This window comes from Jeotgalibaca ciconiae (genome assembly GCF_003955755.1).
Lineage (GTDB): Bacteria > Bacillota > Bacilli > Lactobacillales > Aerococcaceae > Jeotgalibaca > Jeotgalibaca ciconiae.
The window spans coordinates 2,170,402-2,191,792 of the sequence record NZ_CP034465.1; the positions used below are offsets into that span (position 1 = coordinate 2,170,402).

Sequence of the window (21,391 nt, forward strand, 5' to 3'; positions counted from 1 at the left end):
CGGTATTTTTTCCAGTCTACGGGTGGCTTAACGCACTTCCTCACACTCTTTATTCTTCTGTGTTGAAGATGTCTGTTACGACGCGTTCGACATAGCGTGCGCTGTCCAGTCCTGCGTATGGGTTTACACCTTTTACTTCAAAAGCATCCAACTCAATGATTGCTTCCATAGCTGGCTGCACTTGCTCGGATGTTAAGTCTGTGACTGGATTTTTCAGAGAAAGATTTCTTGTTTTTCCTTCGGCTGTTTTAAATTTCAATTCTAACGTTACGTTCGTATTCATTGTATTTCCTCCTTGGTTTTATGGCTTACGCTTTTAGGTAGCGATGTTTTTCTACAACAATTGCATGCATTTCAGGTAAATCAACCAATCCTGAAATAGCATCTTGAAATGCGCCAACTTGTTCCGGTGTAACATCTTCTTTCAAGTTATTGAAGTTTTGCTTAATTTCTTTTTCGTTCTCAAAATCATTAAAGTACAGCTCTAAATTTGCTTCTTCCCATTGTTTAATCATTGTATTTCCTCCTGCTTTTGTATTTTGTAGTGTCATGACCGCCTACACTTATAACAACGAATGGGCAGTCGGAAGTGTTACCCTTCCATTAAAAAACGTGCTTTTTCTTGCAGTTTCTTTCGCCATTGATAAACGGTTTTTCTTGATACACCGTGCTTTGTAGCAATCTTTGTGACGGATAGATTTAAGCAAAAGCGGTCGTACAAGAAAGCATATTCATTTGGAGAGAGAAGGGCTAGTAAATAATAAAGTTGTTCTTTTAAAAACATATTTTCTTCAAATTCATTCGGCAAGCTGAAGGACATGATTTGTTCGTCAGACTGCCATTCTTCTTTTTCAAAACGTTTCTTATCCCGGCGCATCTCATCTAGAAACGCCCACTGTAATCTTTGACTGGCATAGTAAACAAATTGATGGCGATGCTCTTCTAAGAGAGGATCCTTTTCGCAAGTTTCGTATGCTTCGAATAGTTTTATGCAGCCGATTTGATAAAAATCATCAAAGGAGGGGTGTCTCTTATATATACCGACTTTTTTCATCGCCGAGTAAACGACTCCTTCGTATTGGTCTAATAGTTGTTGCATATTCTGTTCAGTAAGCTGCCTCATCTTAAAAACCTTCCTTTTTTTGAAATAGATGAACTTACTGAGGCCTCAGAATCGGTTCCGCTTAACTATAAGCTGGGATAGTGGAAGGAAACAAACAACCAAAACTGCGCAATTTTGGGACAAAAATATTAAAAAAGGCTGTTTTGTTTTTAATGGAACAATAGAGATATTAAGTAAAATAAACGACACAGTGTAGTTTAATTTATTGAAGTAAGGTATAGTAATAGTATTAAACAAAAGGAGGAAATTTATGAAATATTACAATAATTCTGACTATGACGGCGAAAAAATATCAGAGGTAAGTAAATTTTTGCACCATCCGTTATATCATACTTTTCCAGAGCAGCTTCATTTTTTTAACCCTGAAAATGAATACGCTTACTTTTTAGGCGCGAGACGGATGCAATTTCAGAATTTACAGGAGAATTTTTATAAAAATTACGGTTCTCGTGAAAAGATTTCTGGCTTACCGCCTTACCAAATAGCCGATGGCGAACAAATTACTCTCTATTTGGCGCAAGGAGTCGCATACGAGGAAGCTTTTATTGATCCGAGTATTTTTTGTGTACTGAATGTTTCGGATCATCTGAATGATGAGGCTAAACAAACTTTCCGAACCTTGGTTTTCTATGAAGACGGATTGATCGTAAAAACAATGGAATCAAGCAATCATATTATGGAACGTATCTTTCAACGGAATGGAATCCGATACGAGCAAATTCGGTTTATTATAAAATCAATTGAAGGAAAGCCGCATCACAGTAGTCCTTATGTATTGGGGAATGCGAGTTTTCTGCCTTTAAAGGGGCCTATAAAAAAAGATGTGACATGGGTAAGTTTAGGACACCTAACGGATTTCAATAAAATTACAGGTTCTAATACTCACATTCGTTTAGATTTCAAAAACCGCCATACCTTTGATGCGGAAATAAGTATGGAAGCCTTTCAAAGGCATATCGATACTGCCGACTTCATTTATTCTTGCCAATATAATTTCCTGAGTAAAGCCAGCCATTTTTTTGACATGAATATTCTTTATCAGGGTAGTTCGGGATTTCAATCTTTACTTTCTAAAAATCATCAAATAAATCATCATAAAAAATTACATTCGTTTGAAGAAGTTTTGATCCTGATGATGTTATCTTTGTGGCGTGAAATCTCAAAAGAAGACCCATTTAAAGAAAACCCGTTAGTTGAAGAAATTAATGAATTTCTAGCGCGTCAATATCCAGCGTATGTTTAGCGGGTAAATGGATATTATTTGTTATTTATCTGTTACTCCCTTAAAATATAAGTAAGATTGGTAACTAGGAAGGAGTGTCAGTTTTTGAATAAGAGAGTCGAAGGAACTTTTGCGGATTTTACGGATATAAAAGATGCAATTAATCAGATGTTGGGACAAGGGTATGCGTCCAAACAGTTATTGGTGGTTACTCGCAATAAGTATGGCAAACAACTGCAAGATGAAACGACAGTAGAAGTTGTGCTTACGAACGACAATGGCGAGTCACTTTGGGATCGCATTGTGGATTTTTTTACGATTGATCTCGACGACGATGATAACGATGACGAGATAGACGAAGAAGATGTTTTTGAAGATTATGGAATCGATGAAAACACTTATGAGCGTTTCGAAGAAGCGTTGGAAAACGGTGAGTATTTGCTGCTTATTGATGACGCGCCACCTGCACAACAAGAACATTCTCAATATTTAGTACGCGATGGCATAATTCCTGAGGAGGAACCAGATATGACTAAAAATAATAAAGTAAATCCAGATTGGGTAGAGTCAGACGAATCCGTTAAAGGGGATGTAGAGAAGCATTCTGTGGAAGCTGGAAAGAAAGCAGAGCATCCTCATCCAGATCCTCAACCAGGCGAGAAAGCTGATGACAATGTGAAGGAACCTATTCCGCAATCACAGCATCCAGATCCGCCAGTTGATGGAGATGATGAAGAGAGTGGTTCATCTGATGAAGATGATGACGCCCCGACCGAGGCAGAAGAGAATCCTGATTTGAAAGAAGATACGACGGGTCAACCGATTGTTGCTCCAGATCCAGAAGGCGATCCAACAATGGCTGATGATAACCAAAAACTTGATGAAATGCAGGTGGATGCGCCAGAATCTCATCCCGCAGAAGATGAAGATGGCTTTCAAGTTTCAAAAGACCCATTTGGAGGCAATACTGAGCCTGTGGATAAAAAAGACGGCGGCGAAAAAATCGACCCCGAATATGAAGAAACTGAATAATTACAAAAAAGATAGAAACCAGCATAGTGGTTTCTATCTTTTTTGTAAATGGGAGCTTGAGTCCGGTAAATAGTCTTGAAGGTTACGGATTTCGCAAAAGTGGGAGCTTGAGTCCGGTAAATAGTCTTGAAGGTTACAGATTTCGCAAAAGTGAGAGCTTGAGTCCGGTAAATAGTCTTGAAGGTTACAGATTTCCTGAAAGTGAGAGTTTGAGTCCGATAAATAGTCTTGAAGGTTACAGATTTCCTGAAAGTGAGAGTTTGAGTCCGGTAAATAGTCTTGAAGGTTACAGATTTCCTGAAAGTGTAACTTTGAGCCAAGAAAATAGTCTTGAAGGTTACAGATTTCCTGAAAGTGAGAGCTTGAGTCCGGTAAATAGTCTTGAAGGTTACAGATTTCCTGAAAGTGAGAGTTTGAGTCCGGTAAATAGTCTTGAAGGTTACGGATTTCGCAAAAGTGGGAGCTTGAGTCCGGTAAATAGTCTTGAAGGTTACGGATTTCCTGAAAGTGAGAGCTTGAGTCCGGTAAATAGTCTTGAAGGTTACAGATTTCCTGAAAGTGAGAGTTTGAGTCCGATAAATAGTCTTGAAGGTTACAGATTTCGCAAAAGTGAGAGCTTGAGTCCGGTAAATAGTCTTGAAGGTTACAGATTTCCCAAAAGCGGGAAGTTCAATCACTTTCAACTAGGGAATATGCCAAAGGAAACGATGCCAATGACTCCCGTAATTACCATTACTTGAATAGGGCCTAGTTTGCTTTTCCGTAAAATCCAGAATGCGATCATAATTAGCAGAACAGATATAAAATCCAAGTTTTTAACACTTGCTGCCATCTCATTATCTTTGAATAAAGAAGCTGGTATGATGCTGATTCCAGCGCTGATAATGAGTGCTGTTACAGTAGGGCGCAACCCACGAATGATTCCTTGGAGCAAAGAAAAATTACGGAATCGATAGTAGACGAAAGCAAGAAGGAGAACAAGAAGAGCAGAAGGAAGGGTCACTCCTAAAGCTGCTACAAAACTACCTGGAATACCTGCAATATGATTTCCTACAAATGTTGCAGAATTAATGGAGAGGGAACCGGGCGCCATTTCAGACATAGTCAGTACATCCACAAAGTCGGTTGTAGACATCCACCCCCTGCTGTTAATAATTTCCTCTTCGATGAGTGGCAGGGCAGCATATCCTCCGCCAAAGCTCAAAAGCCCGATTCGAAGAAAACTCATGAAAAGTTGCCAATAAATCATCTTTTCGCCTCCTGACTATTTCGTACCTTTTGATCCTCTTTTTTCACTGCCAATGAAGTTTCAATCGCTCCGACTGTTCCAGCAAAAAGAAGAAGGTAGATGATATTCAGATTGAAAATAAAAATTCCAGCTAATGACAGGAAGAGAGTAGCAATGGGAATTATCTTTTTCTTTTTCAAAATTCGCGCAACCATTTTATAAATAAGATTAACGATAATTGCGACTATCCCGGCTTGCATGCCTCTTAAAAGATGACCGATGAGCAGGTTTCCTCGAACCGCACCATAAATGTAGGAAAGAAGATTCATGATAATAAAAGGTGGAATGATCGTTCCGGTGAATGTTACGAGTGCTCCAATCAATCCCGCCATCCGATATCCAATTAATACGGAAGCATGAACCGACATGGAACCTGGTGCGGATTGTGAGATAGAAATCAGATCCAACATTTCTTCTTCGTCAATCCATTCAAAATCTTCAACGAACTTCTTTTCCATCATCGGTAAAATCACATAACCTCCGCCAAAGGTGAAGGTACTTAAATATAAAGTGGAAGTAAATAATTTCCATAATATACGGCTCTCTTTTTTCATATCTATCTCCTCCAATCTTAGAAAAAAGTTTCTTTTGATGAGGATGGTATATTTTGGGAATCGGGCAGAAAAAGTTTTTCTCCATACCCGAACTTCAATGGTAGCACTTTTGTAAGCGTTTGTAAAAAGAGGTGCTCAAAAAATCATAGGATCAAGATTTGGCTGTTCCTATGAATACTCTGACGGAGAAATAGAATAAATGTTTCATTTTTTGTTATAATAAAAAAGGACCGAAAGGAGGGCGCTGGAGTGAAGAAAGACAACGATAAATTGCCTGAAATTACCATGATTCAAGTTCAAAAGCGGCGGAAAGACCGCTTCAATATTTATGTAGATGGGGAATATGCTTTTCCAGTCTCGGAAGCAGTGTTGATTAAAACCGGTTTACATAAAGGGATGACGCTGACAAAAGAGCGCCAAGAAGCGATTGAACACGAGAATAACGCCTATTTGGCCTATACGATTGCAGTGGACTATCTTTCTTATGGTTTGCGCAGTGAAAAAGAAGTGCGACAAAAATTGTTGGAAAATGAAATTGAGATGCCTCACATCCATGCGACATTGGAACGGCTGCGTGATCAGAAATATATCGACGATCAGATTTATGGTGAAAGTTATACGCGGACTGCTGCCAATATTAACCGCAAAGGGCCCAGACAAATTGAGCAAGAGCTGAAAAGAAAAGGATTGGATGAGGAGATCATTCAATTATCGCTGGAACAATATCCAGAGGAACAACAACTTGAAAATGCGGCTGCTTTGGCTGAGAAATCTTTAAATAAACAAACACGAACCTCCTCGAAAGATGCCAAAATGAAAGTTCGCATGCATCTGCAACAAAAAGGTTATGATAAGGATGTCATCACCAAAGTATTTGAAAATTTGGACAGCGAGAAGAGTGAGGAAGACGAGCTATTTGCTTTGCGCGTTCAGGGGGAGAAAGTTTGGCGACGCTATGCCCGTAAGGCCGAAGGAAGAGAATTGGAACAAAAAGTGAAATCCAACCTCTATCAAAAAGGCTTTCCCGGCGAATTAATTAATGAATATATTGAAGAAAAGAAACAGGAAATGGATGTAGAATGACAATTAAAAAACAAGCACACACACGTGAAGAAATGAAAAAAGAATTGAAAGAAAAATACGACATCGATATGTGGCCGGAAGAAAAAATAACGGCTTTTCGTAAAGCGTTACTGGATTGGTATGATGCTGAAGGACGCAGTCATTTGCCTTGGCGCGAAAACAACGACCCTTACCGAATTTGGGTATCGGAAATTATGCTCCAACAGACTCGCGTGATAACAGTAATTCCCTATTTCAATCATTTTATGATGTTGTTTCCGTCGATAAAAGCTTTGGCAGAAGCAGATGAAGAAATATTGTTAAAAGCGTGGGAAGGATTGGGCTATTATTCCCGAGTCCGTAATTTACAAAAAGCTGCCCAGCAAATTATGAAAGAATACGATGGCGTATTCCCCAATGATCCAGCCGAAATCATCAAACTCAAAGGAATTGGACCTTACACTGCAGGAGCAATCTCCAGCATGGCATTTAATTTACCTGAGCCAGCAGTTGACGGAAATGTGATGAGAGTCTTCAGCCGAGTTTTTGAAATCGGAGAAGACATTGCCAAACCGGCTACCCGAAAAATATTTGAATTGCTGGTTCGTATCCTTGTTGATCCAGAAAGACCAGGAGATTTTAACCAAGCGATTATGGATTTGGGAACGGATATTTGTGCGCCGTCGAATCCGCGGCCGGAAGAAAGTCCAATCAAGGAATTCAACGCAGCTTATCAAAACGGTACGATGCATTTATACCCTTTCAAGAGTAAGGCGAAACGTCCGGTTCCAAAGACGATGCAAGGAATCGTAATCCAAAAAGGAGACCAGTTCTTATTGGAACAAAGACCGCAAGATGGATTGTTGGCGAATTTTTGGACTTTTCCAATTATTGAAGAAGATTGGGGAAAATGGGACAAGGCGAAAAAAGAACCGATTCAACTTAATTTTCTAGTAGCAGAATCTTCTCCAACGAATAGAAAGGGTATTGAACAATTACAGAAAACGGTGCGGGAAAATTTAAGAGTGGATGCCGATGATTTTCAACCGGCAGTAGGATCGTTCAGCCATGTTTTCAGCCATCGTAAATGGAACATTACCGTACATCATGTACAAGCTGCCAAGCTGACAAAAGAACTCCCGGAAAATATGAAATGGGTCAGTCGTTTTGATTTTCCGGAATATGCTTTTGCTGTTCCGCAACAAAAAATGTGGGAAATCATTCGTAAGCAAAATCGAAATTTCTTGCAATCATTTTGATAAAACTGTCACAGTCCTAATTTCTTATGTTATACTATTTTGTGAGTGTAAAACTGTAAGATTAAAAGCACCAGCCTTTTAATCCGTAAAAGATATAGAAAGTTGGGCACCGTGATGCATCATCCAAAAGAAGGAGAATTCATCACTATAAAAAGTTATAAGCATGACGGCAGCCTGCATCGTACCTGGCGAGATACCATGGTTTTAAAAACAAGTGATCAATCAATTATTGGGTGCAATGATCACACCCTTGTGACGGAATCGGATGGTCGTCGCTGGGTGACGAGAGAACCAGCTTTGTTGTATTATCACAAGCATTATTGGTTCAACATTGTGACGATGATTCGTCAAAAAGGAGTTTCCTATTACTGCAATTTGGCCTCTCCTTATGTGCTTGACGATGAAGCATTAAAGTACATTGATTACGATTTAGATATCAAGGTATTCCCGGATGGTGAAAAACGATTGTTGGATGTAGACGAATACGAATTACACCGTAAACGAATGAGTTATCCAAATGAAATTGATCATATCCTTAAAGAAAACGTAAAAATATTAGTGAGCTGGATTAATGAAGAAAAAGGTCCATTTTCTAAAGAATACGTTGATCTTTGGTATGAAAGATATTGTCAGCTGTCGCACCAGAAAAATAACAAGTGATGAAGAAGTTATATACTAAAAACAGCCGCCCTAGTGGGAGGCTGTTTTTTGGCGTTTAAGTGATTGGGGGCTTTTTCATCTACTTGGTGATTGATTTTCCTCTCACTAGATGAAATTGTCAAAAAAGCGAAGCATGAAAGCTTTCATTTATTCACGCAGGAGATTTTAGGAATGTTTAAATAGTCTCATTCACTTTTAAAACGGATTTTTTTAAGAAATATCGTGCAATTGACATGCGTTTATATTATTATAGTAGAGGTGTATAATTTAAACGAAAATTAATTAAATACTATTACAGGGGCGAGTGTAATTGAAGAAAAAAGAAATTGTTCTTGTAATCATGATGGGAATTCTAACTGTGGGAGTAATTGTTTTTGGTTTTATATATAGCAGAAACCAGAGGGAAGAGCTGACGAATAGTCATGATTATGAAGAAATAAGTCAAGCAGATTCTTTTGATGAAAGAAAGAAGAAAAAAGAAGAAGAAAGACGTGCGGCATTTTTGGCTGCATTTGACGAGAAGCGTGAAGAAAGTACCGTTGCTGACTTTTTACAATATGTAAAATATGGTAAAGGTGATACGGCCATTACTTTTTTTGGTGAGGTAGAGCAAGATGCAGCGTGGATTGTTGATAATATGAATGCTCTTTCGAACGAGCGTCTATTCAGTGAAATGAGCATGAACTTCGTGAGTACGTTGGACTCGGAAGAAGATTTAGAGATAAAAACGGAAGAATTAGTTGCTACTGAGCCGGATGTTGTTTTCTATTTTGCTCCGCTTCCAATTAATGAAATTGTTGACTGGACATGGGAAGGCGAACCTATTGAGGAAAATAACGTCAATGAAATATTTACAGCATATGATTTGATGAAACAAAGTTTGCCAGAAACATTGGTTGTTCTTGTAACGCCACCTCCGGCAGAATCTTATGAAAGTGAAGAGGGCACTGTTTCTTATCACCAAACTGAGATTGATGAAATGATTGCGATTAGCGAAGAACATGGTTTGCCTGTTTATAATTTGCATAATCAAGTGATGACTCATTTAACAGAAAATCAATTGAGTATTGAAAGTCTATATGGAGAAAATGGCGAACTGACAGAAGAAAGTCGTCAACTGGTAACTGATTTCTTTTTTAACAATCTGAAAGAACTAAAAGTAAATACTACGACTGCTTATTATCTAGAAGGCGAACCTGCCGAAGTGGATATTGTGTTTGACGAAGTTCTTGAGGAAGAAGAATCGGTAGAAGAAATTATTGAAGAAGAGTCCAGTGAAGAATGGTCGGAAGAGGAAGTTATCGAAGAAGAGTGGTCCGAGGAAGAATATGTAGAAGAAGAGGAAGAAGTTGATTGGGGATGGGAGCCACCGGTAGAAGAAGAACCTACTTGGACGCCACCTGTTGTTAATCCGACACCTCCAACGAATCCAACTCCTCCGACTCCAGAACCCGAACCAAACCCTCAACCAGATCCTGAAGTTCCTTCAACACCAGAACCAACTCCAGATCCAGAACCTGAGGAGTCTGAATCGGAATCATCATCAGAATCAGAATTGCCACCAGAACCCGTTGAAGGTTCGGATCAATAATAATTATTAAAAACTATTATAATCGACAATAAGTTAACTATCCGTATTTTGGATGAAGCAGAGACCTTTTATTAAAGGATTCTCTGCTTTTTTATAGACTAGGGGATTATAAGTTCAGCCATCAATGTCTAGCTTCCAAGTCCTGACCTAGTGAAAAAAAGATAAATTTGCCCCATTGCGCGCTTCGCTGCTCGCTAACGCATATCATTCGACTAACCCGCTGAAGCGTGAAGTCTCCTGACAATTCAGGGTCAAATTTCCTATTTTTTCATAGGTCAAGGCGGACTTGTCCGCTTTTCTTATAGTATAGGGTTTTATAATAGTATAGGGTTTTATAAAATTATTCTTGAAAAGAAGCTTATCCGGATGCATGTTCCACAAATTTGCTTTTTGTTCCACGGAGGGTAAAATAAAGGTATGAATAAGAATATTCTTCACGCCATCTTCTTTGATAAAGAACACCATTGGGACTCGCTTGTGAGAATACACAAGAAAAGAATTCGCTCTGTGGTGTTGTCGGAAGTAGATAAGTTCCGCTATTGCGGCGATGTGAGGAAAGGATTTCGATTGTTCGTTTGCGAAGGCTGTCATGATGTCAAGCATGTTCCGATTCGCTGCAAGGGAAAGTTTTGCCCAACCTGTGCGGTTGGGGAGAGTCAGCGCTGGAGCGACATGATTGCGGATGACATGTACCACACCATTCACCGGCATATCGTGTTCACGATTGATGAAGGATTGCGGGATTTGTTTCTCCTTCACCGGGAGGAACTGTTGAAGGGATTAATGGATGAGGCAGCAAACGTGGTGAAGGCGTATTTCCGCAAGAAACGCATCACCCCGGGCATCATCGCAGGCCTACATACCTTCGGCTCCCAGTTGGAGTTCAATCCCCATGTGCACATGATTGTGACCATGGGCGGGTTGACAGACAGCGGGAAATGGGTGGATTACGACTACATTCCCTATAAACTCTTGCGAATACATTGGCAGAACGCGGTTCTTAAGCTCCTGCGGCGTACCCTTACTCCGAAGGAGAAGAAGAAAGCCCAGCCCCTGCTGCAAAACGCGTATTCGAAGAATGCGGAAGGCTTTTACGTGAACGCCCCGAAACGGAGCAGGACCAATGTGAAGGCACTGCTGCAATATATCAGCCGATACATGAAACGAGGACCCATCGCGCTCGAACGGATCATCTATTACGATGGTGACACGGTCCTCTTCCGGTATCATGACAAACGCACAAACAAAGAAGCAATCAAGATAATGGGGGCCAAAGAGTTTATCCTTTCGCTGATCCGGCACATCCCGGACAAAGGCTTCAAAACAATCCGCCATTACGGGTTGTACAGCAGACGTATCAAGAAGACCGTCCAAAAGGTGGTCCGTCATCTACAGGAGAAGATGACGAAGTTGCTCATCCGTGCGCGAAAGATGACCCAACCGAAAAAATGGCGCGAAAGGATAACCGAAACATTCGGAATCGATCCACTCAAATGTTCGAAATGCGGCAACTACTACGAGTTCAAGGGGATTGTTGTGTCCAAAAAAGGACAGCTTACCATCCAATATGCGAACGATTGGGATGCGAGAAGGTATTTACGGGAGGAGATTGAACGGATTGAGTCAGAAAAAGAAAAACACCAGCAGGGAAAAGCAGAAGCGCAAGCTCTTGAAAACCTTCGGTTCGACTGGGAAGGATTACGACAGAGAGCCCAAGGACAAGAGCGTGAGCTATATCTGTCGTCAATGCAGGGCAGTGGAAGAGATTCCACTTGAGGTCGTGGAGCAATTCGATTGGCTGGATGGGGGAGATCCTCATGACCCACCGCGGTTCAGCTGCCAAGTCTGCCAGGGAGAAATGATTCCAGAATATTTCCGAGGTGCCACCGGCGTCCTCTACGACAATCGATATCTCCGAGTTGAAAGTCTCCACTAAAATAAAAAGGCCTCGAGCGTTAGCTCGAGGTTTTCTTATTTTAAAGAAAATCTATTATTTTGAAATGGAATTTACCTAATATTTCACAAAGTCTTAATGACTTTAAAAAATAAGGATTCTTTAAAACTGGTTGATATCTTTTAAAAATGCTTGTCTGTTACGGTATAATAGAGTTATAGAAATAGAACTTTTTATTTTTATTATTAAATAGCGGTTCTTTTTTCACAAATAAACATTATAAATTCAATCAGTTTTTGGACATATTATTTTTAGGAAGGACAAGCACATGGATAAAAAAGTCAGGCATTATACGGGGCAAGCAGGGGCTGCTTACGATATTTCAATGAAAGAAATTTATGATGAAAAGACAGAAACTATGAAGATCACAGCAAATTTTGATGAACTTTTTGCCTATAATGGCAAATTAGGCGTTCACTATTCGCCAGAAGCGACGTTGTTCCGCGTCTGGGCACCTGTGGCAGTGAATGTCGAGTTGGTTCTTTACGACAGTTGTTATGGAAAAAGAAAGAGACGCATTCCGATGCAAGAAATCGCAAAGGGCACATTTGAAATAGAAGTTGAAAAAGATTTGGATGGATTTGCTTATAAATATGCCATTAATTTTCCGGATGGTTCCTTAATAGAAACAGTTGACCCTTACAGCACAGCAGTTACGGTTAATGGTGAACGGTCAGTTGTTGTTGATTTAGAAAGTACTAATCCTGATAATTGGATGGGAAGAATGGAACCTTTTTCTGCACCCACAGATGCCATTATATATGAAGCACATATTCGTGATTATACAATATCGAAAGACAGCGGGGTAAAAGAAAAAGCAAAATTCTTGGGAATGATTGAAGAAGGTACGAAATCACCCAATGGAAAAGCAACCGGTATCGATTATTTGAAAGAACTTGGAATCACACATTTACAGATTTTACCGATGTATGATTTTCAAACGGTTGACGAAGAGAATCAGTTCGCCAGCTATAATTGGGGGTACGATCCGCAAAATTATAATGTTCCAGAAGGTTCGTATGCTACGAATCCATTTGAACCGAAAACTCGTATTAGGGAAATGAAGCAGATGATTCAAGGCCTTCACGATGCAGGGATTCGCGTGATTATGGATGTGGTTTATAATCATGTTTATGAACCAATTGATCATCCGTTTGAAAACACTGCTCCAGGATATTTCTTCCGAAAAAATCCAGATGGCTCTATGTCAAATGGGACGGGTGTCGGCAATGATACGGCATCCGAACGAAAAATGGTTCGCAAGTATATTGTGGACAGTGTGAAATATTGGGCAGAAGAATATCATTTGGATGGATTCCGTTTTGATTTAATGGGAATTCATGATGTAGAAACAATGGTAGAAGTTCGGAAAGTATTGGATGAAATTGATCCGTCGATGATTGTGATTGGCGAAGGCTGGGAGTTAAATACCAATCTTCCCGCTGAGCAAAAAGCAACAAGCAAGAATGCAAATAAGCTTGAACGAATCGGTCATTTTAATGATGCATTGAGAACGGCGATTAAGGGCAGAGATCTTGATGGCGGGCACGATACTGGTTTTATAACAGGGAAAAGTTTTATGGAGCAGTGGATTGCCATTAACCAGCAAGGCGGCGCTTATTATCCACAAGACGTGGCCACTTTCACGGAGCCAAATCAAATCGTTCAATATGTTGAAGCGCATGATAACTTTACTTTATATGATAAATTGGTTTTAAATATGCCGAGTGATGATGAAAAAACGCGCGCAAGAAGGCATTTATTAGCGACCAGTATTGCGATGCTGTCACAAGGGATCACGTTTATTCATGCGGGGCAAGAATTCTTGCGAACAAAAGAAGGCGTAGAAAATAGTTATCGTTCTTCTGATGAAATTAATTTAATGGATTGGATGCGTAGAGACGAAAAGGAATTTGCGGTTGAGTACGTAAAAGGGCTAATTGCACTCCGCAAATCAGAACCACTTTTCCGAATGCAAAGCTCAGATGATATTCTTCGCCGCATGTCTGTCCTGAAAGCAGACTATTACCAAGTGATTTGGCAATTGGAAGACGAGACAAAATCTTATTATGTATTCTTTAATGCAAATGGAAATCCAATCGAGTTTGAAGTGGAAGAAGCTGATTATGAAGTACTTGTCCATGATGACTGTGTAACACTTGAAAATCCTGAAATATGGAAAAAAACTGCAAAAATTGTTGTCGAAGGTTTTTCTACAACTGTTATTAGAATGAATAAATAAAATTAAGCATGCCAGACTATTTTCATAGTAGTCTGGTATTTTTATATCTCAATAATCTGGTACAATAATAGAAAGAAGAGATGAGAGGGTGGTGGCATGATTAAGTTAGTAGCAATCGATATTGATGGAACGCTGGTTAATGAAGAAAAAGTTGTCACAAAGAATGTGCATGAGGCAATTCAACGCGCTATCGATCAAGGAGTGAAAATCGTTCTTTGCACTGGACGTCCTATTGAAGGGATTCGTCCGTATTTAGAAGAACTCGGTCTTCAAAATGAGGAAGATTATGTTATCTCCCATAACGGAGCCTGCATTACACGAACGGATACCAATGAAGTTGTGGTAGATGTACCGATGAAATTGGAAGATATCAAAGAATTATATGAGTTTGGGAAAAATTATCCGCCAGATATTTGCGTACTGAATGAAGAGCATTTCTATATGATTTTTCCGAAGGGAACGGATCCTGATATTGATGAAAGCCTCATTGATGAAAGTAATACAATCAATATGGATCTAGAAACGATTTCGATCGAGGAATTAACTGAAGAATCCCATTTGCTGAAATTGTTATATTTTGGAGAAAAAGAAGAAGTGAATGTTATTGAGCAAGCTCTTCCAGAAGAATATCGCGACCGTTTTTATGTGGTTCGCAGTCAAGAATATTTGATAGAAGTCATGGTCCAGAATACGAATAAAGGAACCGCGTTGGAAAAGTTAGCGGATCACTTAGGTTTCACAATGGACGAAGTGATGGCTATCGGAGATGGGGAAAATGATTACGAAATGATTGAAGCAGCAGGTCTCGGGGTTGTAATGGACAATGGCACACATCGTCTGAAAGGAATCGCAAATGAAATAACGTTATCAAATGAAAAAGACGGCGTAGCCCATGCTTTCGAAAAATGGGTGTTAAAATAAGTCAAAGAACAGAGTACAGCAGTTAACAAGTGTCTGAACTCTATAAAAGTACGAAAAAGAGAAAGTTGGGTTAGCATTTCCCAACTTTCTCTTTTTTCGTAGAGAGTTCTATTTTTTAAGATGTTCAAACAGAATTAGGAAACTGAACATCTTTATTTTTTAAAAATAAAGACGTTCGAGAGAAATTTCACTGCTGAACATCTTTATCTTCCAAAAATAACGACATTCAGGTTGGAAATCGAGCTTGAATGTCGTTATTTTAAATTCTGCTTCCTATGTCCAGCTACGCAAGCCAAATTTCTTATTTTTCATAGGCCAAAACGGACTTGAGAGCTTTTCTTGTTGTCTAGCTCTCAAGTCCTGGTCTCGTGAAAAAAAGATAAATATGTCCCATTGCGCTCCTCGCTGTGAGCTAACGCATACTGTTCGACTAAGCTGGCTTGTCCCGCTTTTCCTATCTTGAAATATTATCTAAGTTTGAAATGTGATTGGTATTATGTTTGGAGCGGTAATTTGTCACTAGTTTATTAAAGTGGATCAGTTCATCTTCATAGGCCAGAATTGCACTCATCAAATGGATTGCTCCGTATCCTTTTTGATTTGTAAAGTCGTTTAGTTCGCTTTCTTTACGAGTATGGTCGAAGAACTTTTTGACTAATAATTGGCGTTCAGCTTTATTTGCTTCAAAGAAGTTTACTTGTTTTGCCGGAACGCGTCCGCTGAATTTCAACATGATCTGTTCATGTCCGCTCATCAATGTCTCCAAACGTTCGCGGATAGTGATTCGCATTTCAGGTGGAAAGCCAAAAAAGACATTTTCATTGTCATGCAGAACGCGAAGTACATTATAGGCTGCACGAGAGCTGGCAACCATACGCCGGTAAATAACCAATTGTTTCAAGTCATCGATTCGTTTTTTTCTAAAAGGAATAAAACTCTCTTGCATCAACTGAAAATATTTCTCCATATTACCGAGTTGTTGACGAGCCCATTTTAAATCGTTGTTCATGATAGAGAACTCTGTATTTTTGCGTAAACCAGCTCGCAACCAGATAAGGAATTCACTTGTCGCATAATCAACGGTATGAAAAAGTCGTTCATCGTATTTTGGCGGGTGAATAAAAGAGTTTACCAAGAAGGCAACGACCACACCGATAAATGTTTCTGCAACACGAGTCGCTGCAGTAAGGAATAAATTGTCGCTGGTGGACATCATAATGATAATCATTGTAACAACCGATAAGCTGATCACTTTTTCTAATTTCAAATAATTCAATAAGGCAATCAGTAATACAACAGAAAGTCCGATGATCAGGATATTTGAGCCGATTGACCATGCAATAACTCCCGCCAGAATACCGCCAATTGTATTGGCGAGCAACCTTTCTCTCATGAAAGTGTAGGATCTTGCGACAGAAGGTTGAGTAGAGGAAACAGCAGAGATACCTGCAATTACGCCACTCTCTGCAGATAAAAACTGCGCAAGTAAAATGGATAAGGCCACAGCGAGTCCTGTTTTAAACGATCGGGCTCCAAGTTTCATTTTATTCAGCTCCGGATTTTTTAATTTAATAAGGTGTTAGAAACGATTTTGTCTAGCGACTTGTCCGCTTTTCTAATAGATTAGGATATTAGAAGTTCTGCCATCAATGTCTAGCTCCCAAGTCCTGACCTAGTGAAAAAAGATAAATTTGCCCCATTGCGCGCTTCGCTGCTCGCTAACGCATATCATTCGACTAACCCGCTGAAGCGTGAAGTCTCCTGACAATTCAGGGTCAAATTTCCTATTTTTTCATAGGCCAAAGCGGACTTGTTCGCTTTTCTAATCAATATGGATGATATTATATATCGAAAAGGGTAGAATAGAAAGAACTATCACATATCTTACCTTCATTTTAAGCTACTTTTAATGGAATGACAATTAACATACTTTGAATTTGCCCAAAATTTATAACAACACTTTATATACCAAAAGCTCGAGGAATTCACATGTGGAAAACATGGAAGCCTCGAGCTTTTTGACTGTCCACAGCAAAAATCTGTGGACAAAATGCACCCTGTTGCGTGTTATAATTGATTCACCACAAAACAAAAAAACAGAACAGGAACTGAGGTTATTTTACCATGAATTCTACAGAAATCTACCAAACAAAACGAAATATATTTACTTATGCGGATAAGTTGACCAAAGGTCTCCCAAAACCAAGAAAGAAATTCTACAGCGATATTTTATTTGGGATGTCTAAATCTCAAAGTACGTTGTTATCAAACATCGCTCGTTCATTGGAGGAGGACATTGATTTGATCTACACCATCAAACGGTTATCCCGCAATGGGTTTGAGAGCGACGATTTGAACCAGGTCCATCAAAACTATTTACATACCGTCAAAACAGCGATCCCGGATGATCCTTTAATCATTGTGGACGAATCCGATATCATTAAGCCGTATGCCGAGAAAATGGAACATTTGTCCCTCGTGCGGGACGGCTCCAAAAATGTCATTGAAAAAGGGTATACCACCATCAATTTCTCGATGGCTACCCCGAAAACGAAACACCCCATCCCACTCTATAATCATCTCTATTCTTCTCGGGAAGAACTCTTCCAGAGCCAGAATTTCGAAATAGCTAAAGGCTTTAATACCGTCCATTCTTTTCTGGGAGGAAAGAAAGCCACTTTTGTCATGGACCGAGGGTATGACAGTAACGCGATGTTCCAGTATGTGCACAACATCGGTCATTTCTTCGTGACCCGATTGATGGACACGCGGTACCTGCTTCACCGAAATCGACGGATAAAGGTGCCTGACCTAGCGAAACGCCGCAAAGGAAAAATCAATTTCAGAACCGAAATCCAGGGAAAAGAGTATAACCTGAAGGTTAGCCATATAAAGGTCGAACTGCCGGTCTTAAAAGGCACGCCCCTCAATATGATTGTTGTTTATGGCTACGGTGAAAAACCGATGAAGCTGTTAACCAACCATGCCGTCAAAAGCAAGGAGGATGTCCTTCGCATTCTGAAAGGCTACATCACCCGTTGGCGAATTGAAGAGCTGTTCCGCGTCCAAAAAGAAGAATTTCATTTGGAGAAAACCCGAACGATGACGTTAAGCTCGATGCGAATCTTGTATACCATCATGAACTGCATCATTGGTCATTATTCCCTTTCCATCGAAAAAAACACCTGCCACACACAGGTCGTCCTTGCACGTGCCCGCCCCTCCAATGCGTTGGCAAAAATAAAGTTCTATCTTTATCGATTCATCCGAGGGGTCAGCAAGATTCTTTCCTATGATACCGCAGGTATCAAATACTTCCATCGGATTGAACAGCGATCAAGTCAACTGTCTTTGTGGTGAATGGCGAACTTAACTATTTTTTTAACGCGCTGAAAAGGGCGTTCTATTTGTGTGTCTTCTTACAGTGTTTCAAAGAAATTCATACCAGTGTTCCATTGCCTTCCTCCTGCATGCTCGATTTAGAGGCTGACCTGACGTAAAAAGGGCAAATTCAAATAACATACATATTTTCAATTGAAAGTATTTTTGCTATAATAAATTTGTAAAGAAATTTTGTTCTACAAAAAAGGAGAATTGGTTCTAAATATAAAATATTCATATAGAAAGAAGGGAGAAAATGGTTCATTCAATCGTAACTGAATCCCTTAATAAATTGCGGAATGAAAAGATTCGTATTACGCCGCAGAGAGAAGCAATTTTGGAATATATGGCCGAATCGGATAAGCATCCAACTGCTGAAGAAATTTATCGTGCACTCTATGATCAATTTCCCAATATGAGTCAGGCAACTGTCTACAATAATTTGCATCTTTTTGTGAAAATTGGTTTCGTCAAAGAATTGTCGTACCGCGACACATCAAGTCGTTTTGATTTTACAAATACACAACATTACCACGCAATCTGCGAAAAATGCGGAGCTGTTGTAGATCTTTATTATCCTGTTTTGGATGATATTGAAATGGTTGCCAAAAGTTTAATTGGTTTTGAAGTTTCCCATCACAAGATGGAAGTTTATGGAACTTGTCCGGATTGTTTAGAAAAAGAAATCGAAGCATATTCATAAGGCTTTTTCCCTATAGGAAATGGCCTTTTTTTAGGCTATAATAAAGATAATTACTTCAAATTATAAGTAGTTCACTAACGAACTACGGGAAAGAGGAGTCGTATGCCAACATTATCAGATGTGGCCAAAGTGGCAAACGTTTCTAAAATGACGGTTTCGCGCGTGATTAATCACCCCGAACAAGTGACTGAAGAATTACGGGAATTAGTCTATGCAGCAATGAAGGAACTCGATTATCGTCCAAATAATGTTGCCAAAGCTTTGGCGCAGAATCGTACCTTGACTGTCAAAGTCATGATTCTGGAAGAATTAGATACAACGGAACCCTATTACATGAATTTATTGATTGGAATTGCAAGTGAATTGAATGAAAATCACTATGCCTTGCAATTGGTTACACCCAATAGTAATGATCGAACAGAATGTGACGGTTTTATTATTATGGGGATGCGTGAGGAAGATTATCCTTGGATAGAAGAAATAAAAAAACCAGTTGTGTTGTTTGGTGAAAATAATTATGGTTTCACTTATGTGGATTCGAATAATCGAGAAGGCACGCGAAAAGCAACAAGCTATGCAATTGCGAATGGATACTCGAACATTGTCTTTATGGGAATTGATGTGGACGCTCGTTTCGAAGAATCGAGAGAGAAAGGTTACTTGGAAGCTATGGAGGATTCCGGTTTGGAGACGGAAATTATTCGATTCGAGAACCATTCTACATTATCGAGAAATTTCATACGTGAGAATCTTTCTCGTTATCCCAAAGATACTTGCTTTATTTGTGGTTCGGACCGTTTGGCTATTGGTATCACAACCGGTATTCGGCAAGCGGGGAAGAGAGTACCGGAAGACTATGGAGTAATCGGCTTTGACGGTGTGTTTTTAGATCAGATATCCGAACCAAAGTTAACAACCGTGAAACAAGACGTCTATAAGATGGGGGAAATTTGTGCTTCTGTATTGTTACAGAAAATTCAGCATCCAAAGAAACCTGTCAAGAGTATTGAATTTTCCCCACAGTTGATAATACGGGAAAGTACAAAAGTCTTGGAAGAAGAAAAAATTCCTGTGAAGGATTAATCGTTTTTTGAAGCATCAAGTCTGGTTTTCGTCCAGTCTTGGTGTTTTTTTGTAGACTAGGGGATTATAAGTTCAGCCATCAATGTCTAGCTTCCAAGTCCTGACCTAGTGAAAAAAAGATAAATTTGCCCCATTGCGCGCTTCGCTGCTCGCTAACGCATATCATTCGACTAACCCGCTGAAGCGTGAAGTCTCCTGACAATTCAGGGTCAAATTTCCTATTTTTTCATAGGCCAAGGCGGACTTGTCCGCTTTTCTTATAAGAAAAGCAGACAAGTCCGCTTTTCTTCATGATTCCTTTGTCATTTCTACTGATTTCGCTACGGCAGCTTCGACTGCTGCTAAAATTGAGCTGCGCAAACCCGTTTCTTCTGCTTTCGTTACTGCTTCAATCGTTGTTCCGCCTGGCGAGCAAACTTGGTCTTTTAATTCTCCTGGATGAATACCTGTCTCCAGAACCATCTTCGCGGACCCCAACATCGCTTGGGCAGCGAAAGTGTAAGCTTGTTGGCGAGGCATGCCAGATTTCACTGCACCATCTGCCATTGCTTCAATAATCATATATAAAATAGCGGGAGAAGATCCACTTACTCCTACCACTGCATCCAATAATGATTCGGCAACAACTTCTACTTTACCAATGCTAGAAAATAATTCTACTATATACTCTCTTTCAGTTTTTTCCATTTCTTCATTGAAACAAATTCCGATCATTCCTTCGCCAACTAGCGCAGGTGTATTTGGCATTGCACGAGCAACTTTTACTGGCTTTTGAAAAGTATCTTCTATAAAATGAATACTTTTCCCAGCGGCGATATTCACAATGACTGCATCAGCTTTTATAAATGTACGCACTTCTTCGATGATTGATTCATAAACATTTGGCTTTACAGCTATGAAAAGAATATCCGCCTTGCTTGCGACTAGGGTGTTGTTGGATGTTGTTTGAATGCCTGATTCTGATTTTAATTTATCCAAAGCTAGCTGATTACGTCTGGATGCAACAATATTTCCTGGAGAAGCAAATCCTGTATCCAGCAAACCTTTAATAATGGCTGCTCCCATATTTCCTGTTCCTATAAAGCCGATTACTTTATCCATGTTTTCTCTCCTCGTTTAAAAATTCTTAGATTTATTATAGCGCAACATTTCAAAAGGTGGGGCAGATTATTTATCAAGGAAAGCTGCTCGGGAAAATACATCCTTTAGCTGATAAAAGTTCTTTATCGGGCAAAGTTGCCTTAAAAATCTCCCTCTTTGCCTGATAAATTAATTTTATCAAGGAAAGCATGATTAAAAAGAGCTCCTTTTACTTG

At 39.6% G+C, this 21,391-nt stretch carries 19 protein-coding genes; 12 read left to right on the forward strand and 7 right to left on the reverse strand.

The window, feature by feature from the left end; all coding sequences use genetic code 11:
- Positions 1 to 49 precede the first annotated feature (49 nt).
- The 3 genes from EJN90_RS10095 to EJN90_RS10105 form a co-directional block, all read right to left on the reverse strand.
- Positions 50 to 283, reverse strand: a complete 234-nt coding sequence (locus tag EJN90_RS10095) for a DUF2922 domain-containing protein (RefSeq protein ID WP_126110879.1) — start codon at positions 281 to 283, stop codon at positions 50 to 52.
- A 25-nt stretch (positions 284 to 308) separates the two neighbouring features.
- Positions 309 to 515 (reverse strand): DUF1659 domain-containing protein, encoded by a 207-nt coding sequence (locus EJN90_RS10100; protein ID WP_126110881.1) that lies wholly within the window; start codon positions 513 to 515, stop codon positions 309 to 311.
- Positions 516 to 592: 77 nt separating this feature from the next.
- A complete protein-coding gene (locus EJN90_RS10105) occupies positions 593 to 1,123 on the reverse strand; it encodes a sigma-70 family RNA polymerase sigma factor (protein WP_126110883.1) in 531 nt (176 codons plus the stop codon).
- A 250-nt stretch (positions 1,124 to 1,373) separates the two neighbouring features.
- Between EJN90_RS10105 and EJN90_RS10110 the strand changes: the two genes are divergently transcribed.
- Both EJN90_RS10110 and EJN90_RS10115 read left to right on the forward strand, forming a co-directional pair.
- Complete coding sequence (locus EJN90_RS10110; RefSeq protein ID WP_126110884.1) at positions 1,374 to 2,366, forward strand: competence protein ComK; 993 nt, start codon at positions 1,374 to 1,376, stop codon at positions 2,364 to 2,366.
- 84 nt (positions 2,367 to 2,450) lie between these two features.
- Entirely contained in the window at positions 2,451 to 3,377 is a 927-nt protein-coding gene (locus EJN90_RS10115) for a general stress protein (protein WP_126110886.1), read from the forward strand.
- Between the two features lie 679 nt (positions 3,378 to 4,056).
- Here the strand turns inward: EJN90_RS10115 and EJN90_RS10120 are convergent.
- Positions 4,057 to 4,626, reverse strand: coding sequence for a chromate transporter (locus EJN90_RS10120; protein WP_126110888.1), 570 nt, complete (start codon positions 4,624 to 4,626; stop codon positions 4,057 to 4,059).
- On the reverse strand, positions 4,623 to 5,219 hold the full coding sequence (locus EJN90_RS10125) for a chromate transporter (protein ID WP_126110890.1): 597 nt from the start codon (positions 5,217 to 5,219) through the stop codon (positions 4,623 to 4,625). The genes EJN90_RS10120 and EJN90_RS10125 overlap by 4 nt, the downstream gene beginning before the upstream one ends.
- Before the next feature lie 249 nt (positions 5,220 to 5,468).
- Here EJN90_RS10125 and recX point away from each other — a divergent pair, with 249 nt between their 5' ends.
- The 7 genes from recX to EJN90_RS10160 all read left to right on the forward strand — a co-directional run bounded on the left by recX (position 5,469) and on the right by EJN90_RS10160 (position 14,908).
- A complete protein-coding gene (gene recX / locus EJN90_RS10130) occupies positions 5,469 to 6,302 on the forward strand; it encodes a recombination regulator RecX (RefSeq protein WP_126110892.1) in 834 nt (277 codons plus the stop codon).
- On the forward strand, positions 6,299 to 7,540 hold the full coding sequence (gene mutY / locus EJN90_RS10135; protein ID WP_227872500.1) for an A/G-specific adenine glycosylase: 1,242 nt from the start codon (positions 6,299 to 6,301) through the stop codon (positions 7,538 to 7,540). Before recX ends, mutY begins: the two co-directional genes overlap by 4 nt.
- 114 nt (positions 7,541 to 7,654) lie before the next feature.
- Positions 7,655 to 8,200: a nucleoside tri-diphosphate phosphatase gene (ntdP, locus tag EJN90_RS10140; RefSeq protein WP_126110894.1), complete on the forward strand. Its 546-nt coding sequence runs from the start codon at positions 7,655 to 7,657 to the stop codon at positions 8,198 to 8,200.
- A 310-nt stretch (positions 8,201 to 8,510) separates the two neighbouring features.
- Positions 8,511 to 9,791, forward strand: a complete 1,281-nt coding sequence (locus EJN90_RS10145) for a hypothetical protein (RefSeq protein WP_126110896.1) — start codon at positions 8,511 to 8,513, stop codon at positions 9,789 to 9,791.
- Between the two features lie 417 nt (positions 9,792 to 10,208).
- Positions 10,209 to 11,567 carry an IS91 family transposase gene (locus tag EJN90_RS10150; protein WP_126110898.1) on the forward strand — a complete coding sequence of 453 codons (1,359 nt, stop codon included), beginning with the start codon at positions 10,209 to 10,211 and terminating at the stop codon, positions 11,565 to 11,567.
- Positions 11,568 to 12,013: 446 nt separating this feature from the next.
- The gene (gene pulA, locus EJN90_RS10155) at positions 12,014 to 13,987 is read left to right on the forward strand and encodes a type I pullulanase (protein WP_126110900.1); all 1,974 of its coding nucleotides are present in this window, start codon (positions 12,014 to 12,016) and stop codon (positions 13,985 to 13,987) included.
- Positions 13,988 to 14,083: 96 nt separating this feature from the next.
- Positions 14,084 to 14,908, forward strand: a complete 825-nt coding sequence (locus EJN90_RS10160; protein ID WP_126110902.1) for a Cof-type HAD-IIB family hydrolase — start codon at positions 14,084 to 14,086, stop codon at positions 14,906 to 14,908.
- A gap of 454 nt (positions 14,909 to 15,362) precedes the next feature.
- Here EJN90_RS10160 and EJN90_RS10165 read toward each other — a convergent pair whose 3' ends face one another.
- Positions 15,363 to 16,451 carry an FUSC family protein gene (locus tag EJN90_RS10165; RefSeq protein ID WP_126110904.1) on the reverse strand — a complete coding sequence of 363 codons (1,089 nt, stop codon included), beginning with the start codon at positions 16,449 to 16,451 and terminating at the stop codon, positions 15,363 to 15,365.
- Between the two features lie 581 nt (positions 16,452 to 17,032).
- Between EJN90_RS10165 and EJN90_RS10170 the strand changes: the two genes are divergently transcribed.
- The 3 genes from EJN90_RS10170 to EJN90_RS10180 all read left to right on the forward strand — a co-directional run bounded on the left by EJN90_RS10170 (position 17,033) and on the right by EJN90_RS10180 (position 20,075).
- Entirely contained in the window at positions 17,033 to 18,268 is a 1,236-nt protein-coding gene (locus tag EJN90_RS10170; protein WP_126110906.1) for a transposase, read from the forward strand.
- 277 nt (positions 18,269 to 18,545) lie between these two features.
- A complete protein-coding gene (locus EJN90_RS10175) occupies positions 18,546 to 18,992 on the forward strand; it encodes a Fur family transcriptional regulator (RefSeq protein ID WP_126110908.1) in 447 nt (148 codons plus the stop codon).
- A gap of 102 nt (positions 18,993 to 19,094) precedes the next feature.
- Positions 19,095 to 20,075, forward strand: a complete 981-nt coding sequence (locus EJN90_RS10180; protein ID WP_126110910.1) for a LacI family DNA-binding transcriptional regulator — start codon at positions 19,095 to 19,097, stop codon at positions 20,073 to 20,075.
- A gap of 288 nt (positions 20,076 to 20,363) precedes the next feature.
- Here EJN90_RS10180 and proC read toward each other — a convergent pair whose 3' ends face one another.
- Entirely contained in the window at positions 20,364 to 21,176 is an 813-nt protein-coding gene (gene proC, locus EJN90_RS10185) for a pyrroline-5-carboxylate reductase (RefSeq protein ID WP_126110912.1), read from the reverse strand.
- Between the last annotated feature and the right edge of the window lie 215 nt (positions 21,177 to 21,391).

Excerpts from the sequence above, each read along its gene's own strand:
- EJN90_RS10095 (WP_126110879.1), bottom strand. The coding sequence starts at position 283 with ATGAATACGAACGTAACGTTAGAATTGAAATTTAAAACAGCCGAAGGA.
- EJN90_RS10100 (WP_126110881.1), bottom strand. The coding sequence starts at position 515 with ATGATTAAACAATGGGAAGAAGCAAATTTAGAGCTGTACTTTAATGAT.
- EJN90_RS10105 (WP_126110883.1), bottom strand. The coding sequence starts at position 1,123 with ATGAGGCAGCTTACTGAACAGAATATGCAACAACTATTAGACCAATAC.
- EJN90_RS10110 (WP_126110884.1), top strand. The coding sequence starts at position 1,374 with ATGAAATATTACAATAATTCTGACTATGACGGCGAAAAAATATCAGAG.
- EJN90_RS10120 (WP_126110888.1), bottom strand. The coding sequence starts at position 4,626 with ATGATTTATTGGCAACTTTTCATGAGTTTTCTTCGAATCGGGCTTTTG.
- EJN90_RS10125 (WP_126110890.1), bottom strand. The coding sequence starts at position 5,219 with ATGAAAAAAGAGAGCCGTATATTATGGAAATTATTTACTTCCACTTTA.
- mutY (WP_227872500.1), top strand. The coding sequence starts at position 6,299 with ATGACAATTAAAAAACAAGCACACACACGTGAAGAAATGAAAAAAGAA.
- ntdP (WP_126110894.1), top strand. The coding sequence starts at position 7,655 with ATGCATCATCCAAAAGAAGGAGAATTCATCACTATAAAAAGTTATAAG.
- EJN90_RS10150 (WP_126110898.1), top strand. The coding sequence starts at position 10,209 with ATGAATAAGAATATTCTTCACGCCATCTTCTTTGATAAAGAACACCAT.
- pulA (WP_126110900.1), top strand. The coding sequence starts at position 12,014 with ATGGATAAAAAAGTCAGGCATTATACGGGGCAAGCAGGGGCTGCTTAC.
- EJN90_RS10160 (WP_126110902.1), top strand. The coding sequence starts at position 14,084 with ATGATTAAGTTAGTAGCAATCGATATTGATGGAACGCTGGTTAATGAA.
- EJN90_RS10165 (WP_126110904.1), bottom strand. The coding sequence starts at position 16,451 with ATGAAACTTGGAGCCCGATCGTTTAAAACAGGACTCGCTGTGGCCTTA.
- EJN90_RS10170 (WP_126110906.1), top strand. The coding sequence starts at position 17,033 with ATGAATTCTACAGAAATCTACCAAACAAAACGAAATATATTTACTTAT.
- EJN90_RS10175 (WP_126110908.1), top strand. The coding sequence starts at position 18,546 with ATGGTTCATTCAATCGTAACTGAATCCCTTAATAAATTGCGGAATGAA.
- EJN90_RS10180 (WP_126110910.1), top strand. The coding sequence starts at position 19,095 with ATGCCAACATTATCAGATGTGGCCAAAGTGGCAAACGTTTCTAAAATG.
- proC (WP_126110912.1), bottom strand. The coding sequence starts at position 21,176 with ATGGATAAAGTAATCGGCTTTATAGGAACAGGAAATATGGGAGCAGCC.